The 21143-nt window shown below is 61.9% G+C and carries 21 protein-coding genes; 10 read left to right on the forward strand and 11 right to left on the reverse strand.

Going from position 1 to position 21143, the window contains the following annotated elements; genetic code table 11:
• Nucleotides 1–2: 2 nt before the first annotated feature.
• Nucleotides 3–716 (reverse strand): outer membrane protein assembly factor BamE, encoded by a 714-nt coding sequence (locus PCA20602_RS03145; RefSeq protein ID WP_150719904.1) that lies wholly within the window; start codon nucleotides 714–716, stop codon nucleotides 3–5.
• 164 nt (nucleotides 717–880) lie between these two features.
• On the opposite strand from PCA20602_RS03145, the gene fur reads away from it, so the two are divergent.
• Nucleotides 881–1312 (forward strand): ferric iron uptake transcriptional regulator, encoded by a 432-nt coding sequence (gene fur, locus PCA20602_RS03150; protein WP_039393197.1) that lies wholly within the window; start codon nucleotides 881–883, stop codon nucleotides 1310–1312.
• Between the two features lie 167 nt (nucleotides 1313–1479).
• On the forward strand, nucleotides 1480–2343 hold the full coding sequence (locus tag PCA20602_RS03155) for a GumC domain-containing protein (protein WP_150719905.1): 864 nt from the start codon (nucleotides 1480–1482) through the stop codon (nucleotides 2341–2343).
• Between the two features lie 85 nt (nucleotides 2344–2428).
• On the opposite strand, the gene gap is transcribed toward PCA20602_RS03155, so the two are convergent.
• On the reverse strand, nucleotides 2429–3439 hold the full coding sequence (gene gap / locus PCA20602_RS03160) for a type I glyceraldehyde-3-phosphate dehydrogenase (protein ID WP_044457102.1): 1011 nt from the start codon (nucleotides 3437–3439) through the stop codon (nucleotides 2429–2431).
• Nucleotides 3440–3467: 28 nt separating this feature from the next.
• Entirely contained in the window at nucleotides 3468–5480 is a 2013-nt protein-coding gene (gene tkt, locus PCA20602_RS03165; RefSeq protein WP_150719906.1) for a transketolase, read from the reverse strand.
• A gap of 422 nt (nucleotides 5481–5902) precedes the next feature.
• Between tkt and PCA20602_RS03170 the strand changes: the two genes are divergently transcribed.
• The 4 genes from PCA20602_RS03170 to PCA20602_RS03185 all read left to right on the forward strand — a co-directional run bounded on the left by PCA20602_RS03170 (nucleotide 5903) and on the right by PCA20602_RS03185 (nucleotide 8707).
• Nucleotides 5903–6631 (forward strand): spermine/spermidine synthase domain-containing protein, encoded by a 729-nt coding sequence (locus PCA20602_RS03170; RefSeq protein WP_281354620.1) that lies wholly within the window; start codon nucleotides 5903–5905, stop codon nucleotides 6629–6631.
• Nucleotides 6632–6776: 145 nt separating this feature from the next.
• The gene (locus tag PCA20602_RS03175) at nucleotides 6777–7199 is read left to right on the forward strand and encodes a VOC family protein (protein WP_069340996.1); all 423 of its coding nucleotides are present in this window, start codon (nucleotides 6777–6779) and stop codon (nucleotides 7197–7199) included.
• An 88-nt stretch (nucleotides 7200–7287) separates the two neighbouring features.
• The gene (locus tag PCA20602_RS03180) at nucleotides 7288–8025 is read left to right on the forward strand and encodes a 16S rRNA (uracil(1498)-N(3))-methyltransferase (protein ID WP_150719908.1); all 738 of its coding nucleotides are present in this window, start codon (nucleotides 7288–7290) and stop codon (nucleotides 8023–8025) included.
• Nucleotides 8026–8074: 49 nt separating this feature from the next.
• A complete protein-coding gene (locus PCA20602_RS03185; RefSeq protein ID WP_150719909.1) occupies nucleotides 8075–8707 on the forward strand; it encodes a YidB family protein in 633 nt (210 codons plus the stop codon).
• Nucleotides 8708–8888: 181 nt separating this feature from the next.
• Here the strand turns inward: PCA20602_RS03185 and PCA20602_RS03190 are convergent, their stop codons facing one another.
• The 3 genes from PCA20602_RS03190 to PCA20602_RS03200 all read right to left on the reverse strand — a co-directional run bounded on the left by PCA20602_RS03190 (nucleotide 8889) and on the right by PCA20602_RS03200 (nucleotide 12447).
• Nucleotides 8889–9395, reverse strand: a complete 507-nt coding sequence (locus PCA20602_RS03190; RefSeq protein WP_425495631.1) for a barstar family protein — start codon at nucleotides 9393–9395, stop codon at nucleotides 8889–8891.
• 49 nt (nucleotides 9396–9444) lie between these two features.
• A complete protein-coding gene (locus PCA20602_RS03195) occupies nucleotides 9445–9840 on the reverse strand; it encodes a guanyl-specific ribonuclease (RefSeq protein ID WP_083253663.1) in 396 nt (131 codons plus the stop codon).
• Nucleotides 9841–10143: 303 nt separating this feature from the next.
• Complete coding sequence (locus PCA20602_RS03200; RefSeq protein ID WP_150719910.1) at nucleotides 10144–12447, reverse strand: NADP-dependent malic enzyme; 2304 nt, start codon at nucleotides 12445–12447, stop codon at nucleotides 10144–10146.
• A 348-nt stretch (nucleotides 12448–12795) separates the two neighbouring features.
• On the opposite strand from PCA20602_RS03200, the gene thiL reads away from it, so the two are divergent.
• From thiL to PCA20602_RS03215, 3 genes are all read left to right on the forward strand, one after another.
• On the forward strand, nucleotides 12796–13800 hold the full coding sequence (gene thiL / locus PCA20602_RS03205) for a thiamine-phosphate kinase (RefSeq protein WP_150719911.1): 1005 nt from the start codon (nucleotides 12796–12798) through the stop codon (nucleotides 13798–13800).
• Nucleotides 13797–14318 (forward strand): phosphatidylglycerophosphatase A family protein, encoded by a 522-nt coding sequence (locus tag PCA20602_RS03210; RefSeq protein ID WP_150719912.1) that lies wholly within the window; start codon nucleotides 13797–13799, stop codon nucleotides 14316–14318. The genes thiL and PCA20602_RS03210 overlap by 4 nt, the downstream gene beginning before the upstream one ends.
• 154 nt (nucleotides 14319–14472) lie before the next feature.
• On the forward strand, nucleotides 14473–14976 hold the full coding sequence (locus PCA20602_RS03215; protein ID WP_069340990.1) for a CinA family protein: 504 nt from the start codon (nucleotides 14473–14475) through the stop codon (nucleotides 14974–14976).
• Between the two features lie 216 nt (nucleotides 14977–15192).
• Here PCA20602_RS03215 and pyrF read toward each other — a convergent pair whose 3' ends face one another.
• Together pyrF and corA are read right to left on the reverse strand one after the other, a co-directional pair.
• Entirely contained in the window at nucleotides 15193–16005 is an 813-nt protein-coding gene (gene pyrF, locus PCA20602_RS03220; protein WP_150719913.1) for an orotidine-5'-phosphate decarboxylase, read from the reverse strand.
• Between the two features lie 203 nt (nucleotides 16006–16208).
• Nucleotides 16209–17171 carry a magnesium/cobalt transporter CorA gene (corA, locus tag PCA20602_RS03225; protein ID WP_150719914.1) on the reverse strand — a complete coding sequence of 321 codons (963 nt, stop codon included), beginning with the start codon at nucleotides 17169–17171 and terminating at the stop codon, nucleotides 16209–16211.
• 367 nt (nucleotides 17172–17538) lie between these two features.
• On the opposite strand from corA, the gene PCA20602_RS03230 reads away from it, so the two are divergent.
• Nucleotides 17539–18414 (forward strand): mechanosensitive ion channel family protein, encoded by an 876-nt coding sequence (locus tag PCA20602_RS03230; RefSeq protein ID WP_150719915.1) that lies wholly within the window; start codon nucleotides 17539–17541, stop codon nucleotides 18412–18414.
• On the opposite strand, the gene mtgA is transcribed toward PCA20602_RS03230, so the two are convergent.
• The 3 genes from mtgA to lpxO form a co-directional block, all read right to left on the reverse strand.
• Entirely contained in the window at nucleotides 18415–19173 is a 759-nt protein-coding gene (gene mtgA, locus PCA20602_RS03235; protein WP_150719916.1) for a monofunctional biosynthetic peptidoglycan transglycosylase, read from the reverse strand.
• 9 nt (nucleotides 19174–19182) lie between these two features.
• Nucleotides 19183–20055: a shikimate dehydrogenase gene (aroE, locus tag PCA20602_RS03240; RefSeq protein ID WP_425495632.1), complete on the reverse strand. Its 873-nt coding sequence runs from the start codon at nucleotides 20053–20055 to the stop codon at nucleotides 19183–19185.
• Between the two features lie 92 nt (nucleotides 20056–20147).
• Nucleotides 20148–21044 carry a lipid A hydroxylase LpxO gene (lpxO, locus tag PCA20602_RS03245; protein WP_150719918.1) on the reverse strand — a complete coding sequence of 299 codons (897 nt, stop codon included), beginning with the start codon at nucleotides 21042–21044 and terminating at the stop codon, nucleotides 20148–20150.
• Between the last annotated feature and the right edge of the window lie 99 nt (nucleotides 21045–21143).

Raw genomic sequence — 21143 nt, forward strand, 5'->3', positions numbered from 1 at the left:
ACTTATTGCGGTGCGGAGAACAGGCCACCGCCGGAGGTCACGCGCGGCGACGGCACCAATCCCGTGCCGGTTGCCGTACCTGCGGCAGGAACGCTGAGGGCGGGTGTCGCGGACGGTGCCGGTTGCGGAGCCGGCTTTGCAGCGGCAGCCACATTGGCGGCGGCATCCGTCGACACCGTTGCGACATCGGTCGGCGCCGGCGTAGCGGTCAAGGCAGCGCCTGCGGCATTGGGCGCCGGTGCGGCGCCCTCGGCGGCTGCGGCACTGGCCGTCGACGGGGCAGGCGCGTCCGTCTTCACGGTCTTGCCCTTCTGGCCATCGATTTCCTGCACCAGCTGGTATTCCGTCGGCAGATTCTCGCCGCCTTCCCAACGGGCCAGCGTATCGCCTTCGAAATACACCTTCAGGTGACGCTCTTGCACCACCGACGCGTTGCCCCGCTTGAAGTAGAAGACGTAATCCCAGCGATTGGCGTGGAAGATGTCGGTGAGCAGCGGCGTACCGAGCAACTGACGGACCTGATCGCGCGTCATGCCGGGCTTGAGCTGATCGTAGGCTTCCTTCGACACGAAGTTGCCCTGGACGATGTTGATTCGATACGGCGTGACCACGCCGATCACTTTGTCGGTCACGCTGTCATACGTCGAGCAGCCGGCCAGCACGAGGAATGCCGCCGCGGCACAGACGGAGAACGGAAGGGAGAGATAACGACGCAAATCTGACTCGCTTTCAAAAAAATCGAACTTGATCCGGCACGCCGTGCGCGCCGCCACATCGCCCCCGTTGACGGCACTACCGTCCCGTTTGCCCCGGTTTGCGCCCGGGCAAGGCAAAAAGGCATTATTATTGGGGCTGTATTGTACTCTAGGGACGTAGAGCGATGCCGAATCCCGCCGATCTGAAAAATATCGGACTGAAAGCCACGCTTCCGCGCCTCAAGATTCTGGAAATCTTCCAGAACAGTGAGGTGCGCCACTTGACCGCTGAAGACGTATATCGTCATCTGCTCGGCGAAAATCTCGATATCGGTCTGGCCACGGTTTACCGTGTGTTGACGCAATTCGAGCAAGCCGGGCTATTGTCGCGCAGCAACTTTGAATCCGGCAAGGCCGTTTTCGAACTCAACGAAGGCCATCACCACGATCACCTCGTGTGCATGGACTGCGGGCGCGTCGAGGAATTCTTCGACGCCGAGATCGAACGCCGTCAGAAGTTGATCGCCAAGGAACGCGGTTTCGCGCTCCAGGAGCACTCGCTCGCGATGTACGGCAGCTGCACGAAGGACCCCTGCCCACACCGTCAGAAAAATTAAAAAAGAGTTTGTCAGAATGTCTTCGAGCGAAGACATTCTGGGATTCTTCCCTCTGCTTGCTGCCCATTTGGATTAGATGCGGGCACGCGTCGTCTACAATAGCCGTCCGTCAATTACGTCGAGGTGCACCATCGCCTCTGCACGATCGCATCAAGCCCGGCCCTCTTATGACTACCAAAGATTTGCCCAACGACATGGCACAGAGTGACGCAGACGAAGTTTCGTTCGCGGATGTTCTTGGCTTTATCCGCGACAACCTGAAGGCGATTGCAGGGCTGGCTGTGCTTGGCGCTGCGATCGGGATCGGAAGTACCTATTTCATCGGCAAGCAGTGGGAAGGAACGGTGACGGTACAAATCGGGCGAGCCGCCGGCTCCCCCGTTGCTGGGCCCGACGGTCCGCTGATCGAGTCGATTCAGCAAACGGTCGGTCGGATCCAGCTCAGTACGTTTCGCGACAAGGTCGCGGCAGAGATCGAGCCGGAATTGAAAGACAACCTGCCGGCGCTACGCAAGTCTGTCGCGTGGAAAAAATTGAAGGCACGTGCATTGCCTGGTACCGCCTACATCGAGATTAGCGCTCGTGGCACGTCGCCCATGCAAGCGGAAGCCGTATTGACGGCTGCCTCACGGGAGATCACTACGGAGCACGCCGCGATCCTTGATCGTGTGCGCGCGCTTCCCAAACAACAGTTGATCGTTATCGACGCGGCCATCGAGGCCAACAGCAAGGCACAGGAAGCATTGAACGCCGCGCTGGCGCGCTCGAAGAATACAGACTCGCTGATGGCGCTGAGCGCGTTGCAAAGTAGCCGCACGGAACGGGCCGCACTCAACGACAGCCGCTACCGCGTGGCGCAGGCGCTGGCACCCGATCAGTCGTACAACACGCGCATCGTCAGTGATATTCAGGTCGACCCGAACCCGGAATTCCCGCGCAAGCTGTATTTCGGCATCGGCGGCCTGATTTTGGGCGGTATCGTGGGTACGATCCTTGGGCTTGCACGAAAATCGCGCACTCGCGAAGCTTAACGCGAGAACTTTCCGCGAGATGCATTGAAGAAAAAAGCCGCTGTCTTTCGACAGCGGCTTTTTTTCGTCGACAAACAACCGCGACTTACTTCGCAGCCATCAGCGCGACGGTCGTGTCGAGCATGCGGTTCGAGAAGCCCCACTCGTTGTCGTACCACGAGCTCACCTTCACCAGGCGCCCCGAGACCTTCGTCAGGGTGCCGTCGAAGTTCGACGATGCCGGGTTGTGATTGAAGTCGACGGACACCAGCGGTGCCGTATTGTACGTGGCGATCGCCTTCAGCGAGCCTTCGGCAGCTTCCTTCAGGATCGCGTTGACTTCGTCCACCGTCGTGTCGCGCTTGGCGATGAACGACAGGTCGACGATCGACACGTTGATCGTCGGGACGCGGATCGCGTAGCCATCCAGCTTGCCATTGAGTTCCGGCAGCACCAGGCCGACGGCCGAGGCAGCGCCCGTCTTCGTCGGGATCATGCTCATCGTGGCCGAACGGGCACGGCGGAGGTCTTCGTGATAGACGTCCGTCAGCACCTGGTCGTTCGTGTAAGCGTGAACGGTCGTCATCAGGCCCGTTTCCAGACCGATCTTGTCGTGCAGCGGCTTGACCAGCGGTGCCAGGCAGTTCGTGGTGCACGAAGCGTTCGAGATGACCGTGTCGGTCGACTTGAGCACGCCTTCGTTCACGCCGAACACGACCGTTGCGTCCACATCCTTGCCGCCCGGGGCCGAGATGATGACCTTCTTCGCGCCGCCCTTCAGGTGAGCGCTGGCCTTTTCCTTTGTGGTGAAGAAGCCCGTGCACTCCAGCACGACGTCCACGCCCAGCTCGCCCCACGGCAGTTCTGCCGGGTTGCGGTTGGCCAGCACGCGAATCTTGTCGCCGTTGACGACCATGTAGTCGCCGTCGACCGTCACGGTGCCCGGGAACTTGCCGTGCGCCGTGTCGTATTGCGTCAGGTGGGCGTTCGTCTGTGCGTTGCCGAGATCGTTGATGGCGACGATTTCGATGTCGTGCTTCTTACCGCCTTCGTAATGAGCACGCAGTACGTTGCGGCCGATACGGCCGTAGCCGTTAATAGCGACGCGAATGGTCATGGGGGTATCTCCGTAAGGTCTAACGAAATCAGCCAAGCACGGACTTGACCGTCGCGACCACGTGGTCGACGGTGAAGCCGAAGTGTTTGAACAGCACGCCGGCCGGGGCCGACTCGCCAAAGGTGTCGATGCCGACCACGCCGCCTTCCAGGCCGACGTACTTGTGCCAGAACGCCGTCACACCGGCTTCAACGGCCACACGCGGCACGCCGCGCGGCAGCACGCTCTCGCGGTAGGCCTTGTCCTGACGATCGAACACGTTGGTCGACGGCATGGACACGACACGCGCGGCAATACCCTCGGCGGCCAGTGCTTCGGCGCCCTTGAGCGCCAGATCCATTTCCGAACCGGTCGCGATCAGCACGATCTTCGGATTGGCAACGTCGCGCAGCACATAACCGCCACGGCGGATGTCGGCGATCTGCGCATCGCTGCGCGAGACAAACGGCAGGTTCTGACGGCTGAGCACCAGGCTCGACGGACCGTCGTGACGTTCGACCGCAGCCACCCAGGCGGCAGCCGTCTCGGTCGTATCGCACGGACGCCACAGGTCCATTTGCGGAATCAGGCGCAGGCTCGAGACGTGCTCGATCGACTGGTGCGTCGGGCCATCTTCGCCCAGACCGATCGAATCGTGCGTGAACACGAAGATCGAGCGCAGCTTCATTAGCGCGGCCATGCGCAGCGCGTTACGGCTGTAGTCGGAGAACGTCAGGAACGTGCCGCCGAACGGGATGTAACCACCGTGCAGCGCAATGCCGTTCATGATGGCGCTCATGCCGAACTCGCGCACACCGTAGTTGATGTGATTGCCGAACTGCACGCCCTCTGCGTTGGCGCGCACGGCCTTGCTGGCCTTCCAGTTCGTGAGGTTCGAGCCGGTCAGATCGGCCGAGCCGCCCAGGAATTCCGGCAGCACGGCGGCGAGCCCTTCGATGGCCAGTTGCGACGCCTTACGCGTAGCGACCGTCTCGGCCTTCTCGTTGGTCTTGGCGATGAGGGCGGCGGCGGCCGACTTGAAGTCGCCCGGCAATTCACCCTTCATACGGCGCTCGAACTCGGCAGCTTCGGCCGGGAACTGGCTGCGATACGCGGCAAAACGCTCGTTCCAGGCAGCTTCGGCCTGTTGACCGGCAGCCTTGGCGTCCCATGCAGCGTAGACATCGGCCGGCACTTCGAACGGCGGCAGATTCCAGCCCAGCGCAGCGCGCGTCGCGGCGATTTCGTCAGCGCCCAGCGGAGCACCGTGTACGTCATGACCGCCTTGCTTATTCGGTGCGCCCTTGCCGATCAGCGTCTTGCAGCAGATCAGCGTCGGACGATCCGACGTCTTGGCTTGCGCGATGGCGGCGTCGATGGCGTCGACGTCATGACCATCGATACCGCGGATCACGTTCCAGCCATAGGCTTCGAAACGCTTCGGGGTATCGTCGGCGAACCAGTACTCGACGTCACCGTCGATCGAGATACCGTTGTCGTCGTACAGCGCGATCAGCTTGTTCAGACGCAGCGTGCCCGCCAGCGAACAGGCTTCGTGCGAAATGCCTTCCATCAGGCAACCGTCGCCGAGGAATGCATACGTATAGTGGTCGACGATGTCATTGCCCGGGCGGTTGAATTCCTTGGCGAGCAACGCTTCGGCGAGGGCGAAACCGACGGCGTTGGTAATGCCCTGACCCAGCGGGCCCGTGGTCGTCTCGACGCCCGGGGTAATACCCACTTCGGGGTGACCCGGCGTCTTGCTGTGCAGTTGACGGAAGTGCTTGAGCTCTTCGATCGGCAGGTCGTAACCCGTCAGATGCAGCAACGAGTAGATGAGCATCGAGCCGTGACCGTTCGACAGCACGAAGCGGTCGCGATCGGCCCAGTGCGGGTTCACGGGATTGTGCTTGAGATGGCGGCCCCAGAGAGCGACCGCGATATCGGCCATGCCCATCGGCGCGCCAGGGTGACCGGAGTTGGCCTGTTGGACCGCGTCCATGGAGAGGACGCGGATGGCGGAAGCCATCAGCGCAGCCGTAGCAGGAGAGGAGTTCGTCATGGTGACCAGCCGGAAGAGCGGGCGTGCCCCGTTGCCGCGAGCCGCCGCGCGAAATTCAAATGCAGGAAAAGACCGAGATTTTACCAGAATCGACCATCGCCCGGGTCGGTAACGGCGAACTTCCTCAGTCGACGGGAACGTGGAATCATGCGAAGAAGTGATGTGATCGGCACAAATTAGAGGGAGTTGCCTCGCCAATGACCGCCAAAACCCCCAACCCCGCGCATGAATCCGGACAAGAAACACCGCCCCTGACACCCGCTGACGCCACCCCAGCCTGGGCGCCGCTCGGCGCGTGGGCTCGCTATGCGTTCGCCGCGCGTGCCGTCTACGCCACGACCTCGGCACATCAGCACATCGAGATCGTCGATCTGCCCGCGTTCGGCGACCTTGGCCGGGCGTATCGGCTGGATGGTCGTTTCATGGCGTCACTGGCCGACGCGCACATTTGCCATGAATGCATGGTGCACCCGCTGTTGCTCGCGCACGGCCACGCGCAACGCGTGCTGATCCTTGGCGGCGGAGATGGCGGCTCGGCGCGCGAAGCCCTGCGGCATGCCACCGTGAGGGAGGTCGTCGTCGCCGAGCTGGACCCGCAGGTCCCCGCCGTCGTCCTGCAATACATGCCGTCGCTGCCCGGCGGCGCGTTCGACGATGCGCGCACGACGCTCGTCATCGGCGACGCGCGGGATCTCGTCGAAGCGGCCCTCGCGAAAGGTGACCGGTTCGACGCGATCATCTTCGATCTGACGGAGGCGGACGGCGACGCAGCGTCGCTGCACGATGCGCCTTTTTTCGAAAAAATCCGCGCGCTGCTCGCACCCCGCGGCGGCATCGCCTTGCAACTTGGCGCACCGTGGTTCGAGGCAGCGCAAGTGCGCCGCATCCTCGATGCGCTGCGCTCGGTGTTCCGCCATGTCTCGCCGATGACGACCTACGTGCCGCTCTACGGTACGCAATGGGCGCTTGCGCTCGCAAGCGACACGCTCGACACCCATGACTTCGATGCGTTGACGTCCCTCGCGTTGCCGCCTACGCTGGACGGGTTGCGGCACTACTCACCATCGCGCCATGCCGCGTTATTCGACATATCCCCGGAACTGCGCGGCATCTTCGGCGATATCACGCCGTCGGCGCCCCGGTCCCGCTAACGTCATGACGCATTCGCGCGCCCGCACCGGAATCGCGACGGAGGTGAACCATCCACGTGTTCCTTGTATATTGAGAACTTGTCACGACGACTCGCCGGCCTCCCCCCTCGATCCTCACCACCGGCGAACTCAACGGAGCACCGTCATGTCCGACCCCCGCCCATCCCATGTGCCGTGGCTGACCCCCTATCTGACCGTGCGCGACGCCAGAGCATCGGCCACGTTCTATGAGCAGGCGTTCGGCTTCGCGGTACACGACATGGTGGACGACGATGGCGCCGTCATGCACGTCGAAATGTTCTATCAGGGCCAACTGATCCTGATGTTCGCCCCCGAGGGAGCCTTTGCGACGACCGCTCGCACGCCACGCACGTCGGGCGTCGAAGCGCCGCAGAGCTTCTATGTGTACACGGAAGACGTCGATGCCCTGTACGCCCGCGCAACGGCCGCCGGCGCCAAAGGCTTGATGCCGCCCAGCGACCAGTTCTGGGGGGATCGCTTCTGCCAACTGGAAGATCCCGACGGCTACCGTTGGGGATTCGCCAGACCGGTCGCGCCACGAAGCTGACCACGCCAGGCGTGTGTCCCGCGTGCGTTGGGGTATGCTTCTGTCCCCAGCGCCATCCCTCCGGTCATCTTTCGTCCGCCCTCTCCGAATGCCTCGCTTTTTTATCGATGCGCCACTGCATGCCGGCGCCCTTCTCGATCTACCCGAGTCCGTCGTTCGTCACGTTCAGGTGTTGCGCCTGAAGACTAGCGATTCCCTCACGCTATTCGACGGTACGGGCGGAGAATATCCGGCAGTGCTGCGCACACTGGAAAAACGTCATGCGACCGCACAGCTCGGCGAGCACGACACTCGCGAAGCCGAGCCTCCCTACCGCATTACGCTGGCCCAAGGCATCGCGGGTGGCGACAAGATGGACTGGCTGATCGAGAAGGCTATCGAGCTGGGGGTGACGGAAATTCAGCCGCTGGCGACGCAGCGCTCGGTGATTCGCCTGGACGGGGAACGTGCAGCAAAGCGCGTTGCGCACTGGCAAGCGCTCGTGCAAGCGGCATGCGAGCAATGCGGACGAAACCGCGTGCCGCGCGTGCTGCCGATTCGCCCCATCGGGGCATGGCTGGGCGATGAGGACGTCTCCAGGAGTGACGTATGGCGTGTGCTATTGTCACCTCGAGCAGACAGCGGATTCGATTCGCTACCGCTGGAAGCGCCGTCTCAGCCCGGCGTGTTGCTCTTCGGCCCGGAAGGCGGGCTGGCACCGCAGGAGGAAGCGCTCGCACGACAGCGCGGGTTCACGGCAATCCGTCTGGGTGAACGCATCCTTCGCACCGAAACAGCGGGCATTGCCGTGCTCGCTGCGTTGGCCGCTCGCTGGGGCGGTTGGTAAGCATCGATGATCGAGAAAATGGCCTCACAAGCCTAAAGGAGTAATCGTCATGGGTATCCTGGACAGCATTCTCGGTGGTGGGTCCGGCAATCAGGCCGGTGGTGGCGGTTTCAACACGAAGACCTTGCTCCTGATGGGCTTGCTGGCGATGATCGCCAGCCGTTCGGGTAACGCTCAGGGACAAGAGGGCGAAGGCGGCGGTCTGCTCGGCTCGCTCGGCGGCGCCCTCGGCGGCATGCTGGGCGGTGGCGGTGCCGCAGCAGGGGCCGGCGGCCTTGGTGGCCTGCTCGGCGGGTTGCTCGGCGGCGCACAAGCCCCGGCCGCAGGGGCTGGCGCGCCCGCGACGTCGCCCGGCGACCTGATCGGTTCGCTTGGCGGTCTGGGCGGACTGACGCAGATTCTCAATCAGGGGGGGCTCGGCGAGGCCGTGAATTCGTGGATCGGCACCGGCAACAATCAGGCCGTCAGCCCGGATCAGGTCACACAGGCGCTCGGCCCGGGCGGTCAGTTGCAACAGCTCGCCAGCACGGCCGGTGTCTCCGAGAGCGAAGCCGCGCAGGAGTTGTCGGCCCTCTTGCCACAGGTGGTCAACCACCTCACGCCGAACGGCTCGGTACCGCAAGGGCAATTCGATCTGGCCTCGCTGGCGCAGCAGTTCCTCGGCGGCGGGCACAACGGTTAATCGCAGTCGGTCCTCAGTCGGTTGGCGAAAAACAAAAAAGGTCCGCAATGCGGACCTTTTTTCATGAACAGCTATCGGGCAATACGCAAATACAAGAACTCGCCAACAATAGGCGCCGCGATCACGCCGGCATCGTCAACCTCACGCTCAATGCAATTCAGATACCTGATTCAGATACCGATCAGGCAAACGAATAAAAAACGCGGAAGGTCACGCGCCGCTCGCCCCAGAACTCAGCGGCATCGCGGAACACGTCGAGCAGCGTCTCGCGCCCGTCCTTATCAAACTTTGTCACGACCGGCAGTCCCTCAAGCACCACGACGAATCCAGGTTGCGGACCACAGTGAGACACGAGATCAGTCAGACAATCGCGCAAGGCGTCGAAGTTCTTCCCGAAGTGTTTCGGGAACAGGAACGACGAAGCGATGGTGTCCAGCACTTCGGCCTTGCTTTGTGCATTCGCACAGTTGGCGTACAGGAAGTGTTGCCCGAGTCGCTCTGCCTCCGCCGCCAGGTCCGCCACGCGGAATGCGCGGATCGACTGCACGATATTCGGCCTCACGGCCTGGAAAAGACTCATATCTCCCTCTTCCGATAGGCTACGGCGATGGCCGGCCCGCGCAACAGCATGCAGGCCCAGCACCTGCTTGAACAAGTTGCCATCGCCCGCACCGAATGGATCTGCCATAAGATCTTTCCCGTGTTCTTGTGCGAAAACCGGCTCACTCATACTGCTGTCATTCCCTTATGCGTCTAAAGCTGTTGTAGTGGTCTTGGGTGTAGTAACACGGCTCGACCATGCGTTGGTTACCCCCACAGATGATGCGCCTGGCACCTCTATTGCGGGCACCGGGAGTCGGCACCGTATATTCATGGTAATAGCCACGCGGCATTTTGGGCAGACGCTTTTCGTAGTTTCCGAACGTGATGCCATCCTTGGCATAGGGAAACGGCCCGCCCTGGGCAATCAGCGACAGCGTACGCTGCGCTTCGCGAGGTAACTCGGCAACGGAGACCGTCGCCGTTTGATCCGTGACGTATGGCGCGGTTTCACGCGCCACAGCATTGGCCCCCAGAAAGACACTACCCGCCGCAGTCAGTGCCACGATGCTCCGGTGAAGCCAACGTGCCATTGTCATAGCTAGCTGTCGCCCGGCGCGGTCTTGCGCTGCAGGCCCGTTCTGGTGGGTGAAGCCGTAAGGTTATCGCTATTGGTCGCGAGAATCAATGCCAGCTTACATTTTGCAACCAAAGGCCTGAGAGAATTCACGATAACACACGCTTTTTCACGACAGTAAGTGCCCACATGGGAATATACGATGCACAAAAAGCGTCACTGGAATAACAAAACGCCGCCCGTTTCAGGGCGGCGTTTTGTTTACTTCGTCGGCTAACGTGCGCGAAACGGCGCCAAATCCGTCACCGCACCAACCCGATCACAGACCTTGTTGTTGCGCTGCCGCATCAGCCACGACGAGTGCCGCCATGTTGATGATGCGACGCACCGTTGCAGACTCCGTCAGAATATGTACCGGCTTGGCGGCTCCCAGCAGAATCGGCCCGATCGCCACGTTATTACCGGCCGCCGTCTTGAGCAGGTTATAGGCGATGTTGGCAGCGTCGATGTTCGGCATGACCAACAGATTGGCCGCCCCCGTCAGCGTCGAATCCGGCATGATGCGTGCACGCAATTCCGGGTCCAGCGCGCAATCGCCGTGCATTTCACCGTCAACCTCCAGATCCGGTGCACGTTCTTGCAGGATTGCCAGCGTTTCGCGCATCTTGCGGGCGCAATTGGCATCGCTCGTACCGAAGTTCGAGTGTGACAGCAGCGCAACCTTCGGCTGAATGCCGAAACGGCGAATCTCTTCAGCCGCCATCAGCGTGATTTCCGCCAGTTGCTCTGCCGTCGGATCCTGATTAATGTGCGTGTCGACCAGGAATATCTGACGATTCGGCAGCACCAGCGCGTTCATTGCGCCGTAGACATTCCCGCCGTCTCGCTTGCCGATCACGCGATCGATGAAGTGCAGGTGACGGCCCGGTGTCGACACCGTGCCGCAAATCATGCCGTCCGCTTCCCCTTTGCTCACCAGCATTGCGGCGATCAGCGTCGTACGGCGACGCATTTCGACGCGTGCATACGACGCCGTCACGCCCTTGCGATTCGTCAGACGGTGATAGGTCTCCCAGTAATCGCGATAGCGCTCATCGTGCTCCGGGTTGACGACGGTGAAGTCCACCCCCGGCGTCAGACGCAGGCCGTATTGCTGGATACGATGCTCGATCACGGCCGGGCGACCCACCAGCACCGGCGTCGCGACGCGTTCGTCCACGAGGACCTGAACAGCGCGCAGCACGCGCTCCTCCTCCCCTTCGGCGAAGGCAATGCGCTTCCTGTCGGCAGCAACGCTACGCGCCACCGAGAACAGCGGCTTCATCAGACCGCCGCTGTGATACACGAATTGCTGGAGCGACTGCGAATAGGTGTCGATGTCCGCGAGCGGGCGCGTGGCGACGCCTGCCGCCATCGCCGCTTCGGCCACTGCCGTGGCCACCTTGACCAGCAGACGCGGATCGAAGGGCTTCGGAATCAGATATTCCGGGCCGAACGACAGATTCTTGATGCCGTACGCCGAAGCCACGATATCGCTCTGCTCCTGACGCGCCAGCTCCGCCAGCGCGTTCACGGCGGCGATCTCCATCGAACGCGTGATCGTGGTCGCACCCACATCGATGGCGCCACGGAAGATGAACGGGAAGCAGAGAACGTTGTTGACCTGGTTCGGATAGTCCGTTCGACCGGTCGCCATCACGCAATCCGGGCGCACTTCTTTCGCGAGTTCCGGCGTGATTTCCGGATTCGGGTTGGCCAGTGCGAAGATCAGCGGCTTGTCGGCCATCGTCTTGACCATTTCCGGCTTGAGCACGCCGGCAGCCGACAGTCCGAGGAACACATCGGCGCCACCGATCACTTCGGCCAGACCGCGCGCATCCGTCTTTTGCGAGAAGCGAATCTTCTCCGGGTCCATCAATTCGGTACGGCCCTCATACACCACACCCGCCAGGTCCGTCACCCAGATGTTCTCGATGGGCAGCCCCATGTCCACGAGCAGGTCCAGACACGCCAGCGCAGCCGCGCCGGCACCGGACGTCACCACCTTCACCGAGGCGAGATCCTTGTCGACCACCTTCAGGCCGTTGATAAGCGCTGCCGCCACCACGATGGCCGTGCCGTGCTGATCGTCATGGAAGACCGGAATCTTCATGCGCTCGCGCAGCTTGCGCTCCACGATGAAGCACTCGGGCGCCTTGATGTCTTCCAGATTGATGGCACCGAACGTCGGCTCGAGCGCCGCGATGATGTCGACGAGCTTCTCCGGGTCCTTCTCGGCGATTTCGATATCGAACACGTCGATATTGGCGAACTTCTTGAACAGCACGCCCTTGCCTTCCATCACCGGCTTGGAAGCCAGCGGACCGATGTCGCCCAGCCCAAGCACGGCGGTGCCGTTCGTGATCACACCGACCAGATTGCCCCGCGCCGTGTAACGCGACGCATTGAGCGGATCGATGACGATTTCCTCACACGCGGCAGCAACGCCCGGCGAGTACGCCAGCGCCAGATCGCGCTGGTTCAGTAACTGCTTGGTCGGCGCGATCGCGATTTTGCCGGGGGTGGGATGTTCGTGATACTCGAGCGCAGCTTCGCGCAGTTTCGGGTCGATCGGCGTGGGCATGAGGGGAAGCTCTTGGCGAACAGGAGAGATCAGAATTTCAGTGCGAATTGTAGCCCTATTTATTCACGTGATTTATGCAAAAAACGGATAAGGGTCACACCCGCACTGAAGCAATTCCATGCCGATAGTGGCGAAAAATCAGCGTGAATTCAACGCTGCATTGCACCATCGCCGCCATTTTCAGACAACAGATGCGTTACGGGTCAGGTGTTGTCTGAATACGGCATGAGACGCTGCCTGAAAACCGCGAACAAACCGCTATGCCTGCTTGGGAAAGCCGCAGCGGCCTCTTAGAATAGGGGTTTGCGTGGCACCACCGGCTGCTTCGCCCACCCCTTCTCGTTGCTCATGACCACGACCTCCCCGACCGCTTCGTCATCACTGTCCGAGTTCTCGCTGATCGATCGCTTCTTCGCCCGGGCGACGCGACAGGGCGAGCATGTCACGCTCGGCATCGGCGACGATTGCGCGCTGTTGCGTCCTCCCGCCGGAGAGCAGTTGGCGATTTCGACGGACATGCTGGTGGAAGGCCGACACTTTCTCGCCGATGTCGACCCGCAAACACTCGGCCACAAGACCCTTGCCGTCAATCTCTCGGATCTGGCGGCCATGGGGGCGCGGCCGCTCGGATTCACGCTGGCGCTCGCATTACCCGACAGCGATCCGGCCTGGCTCGGCCCTTTCGCGCAAGGTCTCGCCGAACTCGCCGACCGCTATGCCTGCCCGCTGATCGGGGGAGATACCACCCGTGGGCCACGCAATCTCTGCGTGACGGTCTTTGGCAGCGTGCCCGGCGCGCAGGCATTGCGCCGTGACGCGGCGCGCCCCGGCGACGACATCTGGATCTCAGGAACGTTGGGAGATGCGCGGCTCGCGCTCGGTGCGTTACGCGATGAGTGGCCCCTATCCGAAAGCGATCTCGCGCTGGCACGCCGCGCGATGGATGTGCCCGAACCGCAAATCGCTCTGGGTCTCGCGCTGCGTGGCGTGGCGCGGGCTGCACTCGATATCTCCGACGGTCTGATCGGCGATCTCGGTCATATTCTCGAGCGCTCGACGATGAGCGCACGCATCGATGTCGACGCGTTGCCCCGATCCGCATTGCTCGCTGCACAACCGAGCGAAATTCAACGACTGTGCACGCTCGCGGGCGGAGACGATTACCAGCTTTGCTTCTGTGCCGGTCCCTCGCAGCGCACGCGGATCGAGGCGATCGGCAACGAACTCGGCATACGGGTCACGCGTATCGGTACAATAGCGCTTCCCGACGCGCGCCACACGATGCTGCATCTCCATGACAATACTGGCGCGAGCGTCGCTGCCGACTTCAAAAGTTTCGACCATTTCCAATGAGCACTGATCAAACGGCCGCCGTCAATCCGGGCAGCGGCCCGCGCCGGCCGAACTCGCGTTTCCTGCTGTCGCACCCCGCACATCTGTTTTCGCTCGGCTTCGGCACGGGTCTGTCGGCGTTTGCGCCGGGTACGGTGGGAACGTTATTCGGCTGGGCGTCGTATCTGGTGCTCAACCTGTATCTGACTGTCACAGGCTGGGCCGTGCTGATTGCAGCGTCCATCCTCGGCGGCATCTGGATTTGCAGCTTTACGGCACGCAAGCTCGGCGTTCAGGATCCGAGCGCAGTCGTGTGGGATGAGATCGTCGCGTTCTGGATCGTGCTGCTGCTCATTACGCCGTCGAGCTTCGTCGGCCAACTCGTCGCGTTCGTGCTGTTCCGTTTCTTCGACGCCGTCAAGCCGCCGCCGATCAGCTACTTCGACCGCACGGTCAAGGGTGGACTCGGCATCATGCTCGACGACCTCGTCGCTGCGTTCTGTACGTTACTCGTGATTGCGCTCTGGCGTTCGATCTGATCGCCGGACAGCGCGACACTCTCGATCTGATGGTGTCGACCTGATTCGTCGTCGCGTTGCGGCAAGCGCCCTGCACGGTAGTGCGCCGATGCTCGCTGGCGTGCGTCGTACCTGGCTCGTATTCGTTGCATAGACTTCTTGAAGGCGTCGTCCCGTGGTCTCCGAACAAAATCTTCTGGCCCAACTGTCGGTGAAAGTCGGCAATCGTCTGCGCGACGAGCGCCTGCTGCTGACGACGGCCGAATCGTGCACCGGCGGCCTTGTCGCCGCGGCAATCACCGATATTTCCGGCAGCAGCAACTGGTTCGAACGCGGCTTCGTGACGTACTCGAATCAGGCCAAGACCGAGATGATCGGCGTGCCGTCCGAGCTGATCGAAAAGCACGGCGCGGTGAGCGAACCCGTCGCGCGTGCCATGGCAGAAGGCGCCCTGCTCAACAGTCGCGCGCAAATCTCTCTGTCGATCACGGGCGTTGCCGGCCCGGGTGGCGGCACCGCCGACAAACCGGTGGGCATGGTCTGCTTCGGATGGAGCAACCGTGTGACGACCATCGTCGAGACTAAGCACTTCAAGGGCGATCGCACCCAGGTCCGCAGTCAGGCAGCGCAATACGCCCTGCGTGGCGTCATTGAATTGCTCGATAAAGCGGAAGCGTAATTACGCTCGCTCGCCGGGTATCGCGTGTGTTGCCGCTACGACGTGGCGAAACTGGCCCCGGACGTCACATCAAGCTGTCGCTCATCCGGCAACGCTAACGGACAGCGCGTGAACGACGGCACACGGCGTCTTGCCCGCCCATAAAAAAACAGCACCTGCGAAGTCGCGAGGCGCTGTCTTTTTGTCACACGGTGACGCCGGCGTCCGGCGCCAGAATCAGCGATAAGCGTTGATGCTGTCACGCGTTTTCTGGGCAGCTTCGGCTGCGGCCTGTGCGAAGTTCTCGTCACGGCCCGCGTAAATGATGGCGCGCGACGAGTTGATCATCATGCCAGTGCCATTGCCGGTACGACCCGCCTTGACCGTCGCCTCGACATCGCCACCCTGGGCACCGACACCCGGAATCAGCAACGGCATATCGCCCACGATGCTGCGCACGGTCGCGATTTCCGCCGGGAAAGTCGCGCCGACCACGAGCCCGATCTGACCGCTCGTATTCCACGGCCCCGCCGCCAGTCGTGCGACCGTCTGATACAACGGCTTGCCGTCGACGTCGAGAAACTGGAGGTCGCTGCCGCCGGGATTCGACGTACGGCACAGCACGATCACGCCCTTGTCCGCATGGGCCAGATACGGCTCCAGCGAGTCGAAGCCCATGTATGGGTTCACCGTCACGGCGTCGGCACGATAGCGCTCGAATGCTTCGCGCGCATATTGCTCGGCGGTGCTGCCGATGTCGCCGCGCTTGGCGTCCAGAATCACCGGCAGTCCCGGATGATCGGCGTGGATGTGCGCAATCAGTTGTTCGAGCTGGTCTTCGGCGCGATGCGCCGCGAAATAGGCGATCTGCGGCTTGAAGGCGCTGGCGTAGGGCGCGGTGGCGTCCACGATCTGGCGGCAGAACTCGAAAATCGCGTCCGGCTTGCCTTGCAGATGCGCGGGAATGCGCGACGGCTCGGGGTCGAGGCCCACGCACAGCAGCGAGTTGTTGCGCGTCCAGGCGGCGTTGAGAACTTGGGTGAATGTCATGACGAGGTTCCGGCGGGATTCCGACGGCGGTAATCCGACGGAGGATGTTTCGGGCAAGGCCGCCATTTTACCTGCTTGGCGCCCCGGCCCTGCGCTGTCGTTATCGCGAGGCATCACACCAACGGTTTCACGTCCGAAGCGACGCCGAAGACGACATCTTTCCGACACGCGGCGTACCGCACGATGTCACGCGCCCGCGACGGTCAATCGAGCCAGCCGCGATGACGGAAGTACAGGAACGGCGCAATCGCCGAGAGGATCATCAGCCCGATCGCAAACGGATAACCGGCTTCCCACGACAGTTCCGGCATCATCCGGAAGTTCATGCCGTAAATACTGGCGATGAGCGTCGGCGGCAGGAACGCCACGGCGGCCACCGAAAAAATCTTGATGATCTTGTTCTGATTGATGTTGATGAAACCGATGGTCGCATCCATCAGGAAGTTGATCTTGTCGAACAGATAGGCGGTGTGATTATCGAGCGACTCAATATCTCGCATGATCTGCTTGCCTTCCTGATACTGCTCGTCCTTGAGCATTCGCGCCCGCATGAGGAACGACACCGCGCGGCGCGTATCCATGACGTTACGCCGGATGCGCCCGTTCAAGTCTTCCTGCGCGGCAATGCTCTCGAGCGCCTTGGCGGCATCGGCATCGGTGAGGTTCTTGCCGAGCACGCTTTTGCTGACCTCTTCGAGCGCGGCATAAACGCTTTCGAGCGAATCCGCCGAGTATTCAGCGTCGGTGGAATAGAGGTCGAGCAGTACGTCCATCGCGTCGCGCACGGAACCCGGACGAATCCGGGCGCGCATACGCACCAGACGGAAGACCGGCAGGTCTTCGTCGTGCACCGAAATCAGCAGATCCTTGACCACCACGAACGCGACCGGCACGTTGCGCGATTGCTCTTCGTCGTCGAGCAGGAAGTCCGTGCGAATGTGAAGCACGCCGTCGTCGTCTTCGTAATAACGCGCCGACGCCTCGATATCCGTCACTTCGTCACGTGAGGGCAGTTTGACCTTGTAGGCCTCTTCGACCCAGCGGCGTTCCTCTTCGGATTCGCTGTGAAGATCGACCCAGACCGGCGTAACGCTGGCCAGATCACTGGGATGGTCACAAGTCACCTGTTGCAGGCGGCCGTGATGGATGACGAAGGCATTGATCAAACGAGGTTCTCCCTGCGACAAGGCGACGCCAAGTGTAGCAGCCGCGCCACAGTCACGCCAATGGCGGCACATCTGCCACCATCGCCCGCTACGACACGGGCGCCCCCCCCGGTGCCGCCCGTGTCGGTCGGTACCGGAATCGTTCGTAGGAATATTCCTAAAACCGTTGAATCTGTCGGTTTCGCGCGGAAACGATGGCAAGCTGGGCGAACCAATCTACGCACTTTGCGTCAATTTTGATGTCGACGCTTGGGTGAGCGCGCTGCATCGTGCGCCCCAGATCTGCGTTTTTCTGCTTATACATTCATCGACGTTCGCGCCGGCACCTTCTTGTACCGGGACGTCACGCGACAGGGAGAATTGAACAATGGCGGAAGTCACTGCCCCGCTTACATCCTTCGACGCCGTCACCGGCTTCCTCGCCGCCAACGCGGTTCACTACGGCCTGTCGTTCGTGCAAGCCGTGCTGATTCTGCTGGTCGGCTTCTGGATTGCCAAACGGTTGTCACGCTTCGTCCACAAGACCCTCAGTCGTTCGCAGCACTTCGATGCCACGCTCAAGCCGCTCATCGAGTCGGTGGTGCTGTGGTCGGTGCGCATCATCACGATCATTGCCGTGCTTGCGCAGTTCGGTGTGCAGACGGCGAGCATCATTGCGGTACTCGGCGCAGCCGGTCTTGCCATCGGGCTCGCCTTGCAAGGCACACTGCAAAACATCGCGGCCGGCACGATGCTGCTGGTGCTGCGTCCGTTTCGCAATGGCGACTACGTGACGGCCGGGTCGGCTGTCGCGGGTACCGTGGAAGAGATCGGCCTGTTCACGACGACGCTGACGAACGCCGACGGCATCTACGTCTGCGTACCGAACAACCAGATCTGGGGTCAGCCGATCACGAACTACAGTCGCAACGCCACGCGTCGCATGGAAATCACCGTCGGCATTGCGCTCGACGATGATCTCGACGCCGCAATGAACGCCCTGCGCGAGCACGTGACCGACGACGACCGCGTACTCAGCACGCCGGCGCCGGAGATCATGGTCAAGCAAGTGAGCGACAGCGCCGTCATCGTCAATGTTCGCGTGTGGTCGCTGCTTGGCAATTACTGGGGACTGTACTGGGACCTGCAACGTAACGTGAAGGAGACGGTCGAGGGTGTCGGTTGCTCGTTGCCCTATCCGACACGCACCGTCATGCAGGTGCCGACGCAGACGATCCCGGACTCGGCCCAACCGCGACACTGATCACTGCGGCAACTCCGCCGCCCCCATGCGGCGCGCGATCACCCCGGCGCGCTGCGCGAGGTACGGCGAATTGCGGTGGGTATCGAAGTAGCGCGGACGCGGCAGCATCACCGCCAGCCGCGCCGCCTGCCACGGCGAGAGCTTCGATGCAGGAATGCCGTAGTAGTAGCGCGCGGCGGCTTCAGCGCCGAAGACGCCCTCGCCCCACTCCACCGAGTTGAGATAGATCTCGAAGATCCGCTGCTTGTCCATCCAGAATTCGAGCATCCAGGTGATGGTGAATTCTTCGGCTTTTCGCAGATAACTCTTCTCGCTCGAGAGGAACAGGTTCTTGGCGAGTTGCTGCGAGAGCGTGGAACCGCCCGCCACGATACGTCCCTTCTTCTGATTCTTCTCCCACGCGCCGAGCATTGCGTCGATTTCGTAACCGTCGTGATTGACGAAATTCGCGTCTTCGCTGGCGATGATCGCGCGTTTCAGATTGCGCGAGATCTGGTCGTACGGCACCCATTGATGCTTGAGTGTGGCATTGGGATCGGTCTCGCGCAAACGCGTTTGTGCCGCCCGCATGAACGCCGTCGACTGCGGATTGAAGCGCACCCACCAGCCGATTTGCAGGAAATAATAGAGCTGCGTCGCGAGCACGCCGACAATCAGCAACGTAATGACGTAACCCGTCCATTGCCACGGTCCCCAGGCACGCTTGCGGCCCGAGCCTTTCGTGCGCGGCGTGTGCGACGTGCGTCGTTGCGCGGCCATCGGCGCGAATCAGCCTTTTGCCGCGAGCCGGGCGCGCAACGCGGCGCGCACGACGTCAGTCGACGGACGCACACCGCGCCACACGGCAAACGCTTCCGCCGCCTGCTCGACGAGCATGCCCAGGCCATCCGCCGCGCGATCGGCACCTGCTGACAGCGCGTGCGTCATGAATACCGTTGGCTGTGCGCCATACATCATGTCGTACGCCAGCGCCCCGGCGGTATAAGTGCCGGCGGGCAACGGCGGGACGTCTCCCTGGAGACTGCCTGCCGTCGCGTTGATGACGACGTCGAAACTGCCCGGAACCGCATCCCAGCCACCGCCGGCGAGCGACACCGCCTGGCGTTTGGCCGCATCGGTGAAACGGCCGACGAGTTCGTCGGCACGCGAGGCCGTGCGGTTCGCGATGAACAGCGTCGCCGGCTTCGCTTCGATCAGCGGCAGCATCGCACCGCGCGATGCGCCCCCCGCACCGAGCAACAGCACACGACGCCCCGCCAGCGACACGCCAAGCGGGCCTTCGATGTCGCGCACCAGCCCGACACCGTCGGTGTTGTCGCCGGTAATCCCATCCGCATCGAACACCAGCGTGTTGACCGCGCCGGCCGCCTGGGCACGCTCGGTGAGCCGATCTGCCAGCGCGTGCGCTTCGAGTTTGAAGGGGACGGTGACGTTGGCGCCGCGCGCACCGTGTTCGATGAACGTTCGCACCGTTGCAGCGAACGCGTCGAGAGGCGCGAGCAAGCGCTCATAAGTGAGGCGCTGCGCCGTCTCGCGCGCGAATTCCGCGTGGATGAACGGCGATTGGCTATGTTCGACTGGATGGCCGATCACAGCGTAGCGATCGGCGGGCAAGTCCCCGGCAGGCATTTGGTTTGTCATCGTTTTCAAAGACGCGGCGCCTGGCTTTCGCTCAGGCGCCGTGATGTCATGCAGCAAAGTCAGGCGTTGGGCCGTGATTCAGCGGGCGCCGGTCACCATAGTATCCACAGCAGGATACCCCCGAACAACGCCCATTTCACCGCATAGTACACGTGCCGGTTCCACGCCTTGAGGCGTTTGCCGACGATGCGGATCGAGTAAATATACTTGAAAGCCTTGTTCAGCCCGCCGGTTCGGTCGCCCGCATCGTTCGGCGAGGCGGCGGCACCGACCAGATGACGTCCGAACCAATGGTTGATCGCCTGTGACCAGCGATACTTCATCGGACGCTCCACGTCGCAAAACAGAATGACACGGTTCTGGCCGCTCTGGTTCTCGGCGTAATGGATATACGTCTCGTCGAACACCACGCCCTCGCCGTCGCGCCAGCTGTATCGCTGGCCGTCCACGTCGATGTAGCAACGATCGTCGTTCGGCGTGATCAGCCCAAGGTGATAGCGCAACGACCCGGCATACGGATCGCGGTGACGCACCAGACGGCTGCCATGCGGCAACTCGGCGAACATGGCGGCCTTGATCGTGGGGATCTTGCTCACGAGGCGGGTCGTCACCGGGCAGAGGTCATTGGCGGACGGATGCGCATCGTCATACCACTTGAGATAGAAGCGCTTCCAGCCGCTTTTGAAAAACGAATTGAAGCCAACGTCGTTGTACTTGTCGGACGCCTTGATGCGGCTCGCCTCAAGCAGCGTCACCGCTTCGGCACGAATGACTTCCCAATTCTGACGCAACGGTTCGAGCTCGGGAAAGTTGTCGGTCTTCAGATAGGGCGTCGTCGGTACGCGAGAAAACGCGTACATGAACACGTTCAGCGGTGACAAAAACGTGGAGTGGTCAGAGAGCTGACGGAAGAATTTGTGGCGGACCTTACCGCGGAAATGCACGTACATAGCGCAAGCAGCAATGATCGCCAGGATGATCCATTTCATGGCGGACTTTCCGGTTCAGGAAAACCCAGCAATTATAGAAATGTTTGGAAAGTTTTACTGGGCAGGTCCCAAGGTAATGCGATATCCGGCGTCATGAAA

This window comes from Pandoraea capi, assembly GCF_902459735.1.
GTDB classification, from domain to species: domain Bacteria; phylum Pseudomonadota; class Gammaproteobacteria; order Burkholderiales; family Burkholderiaceae; genus Pandoraea; species Pandoraea capi.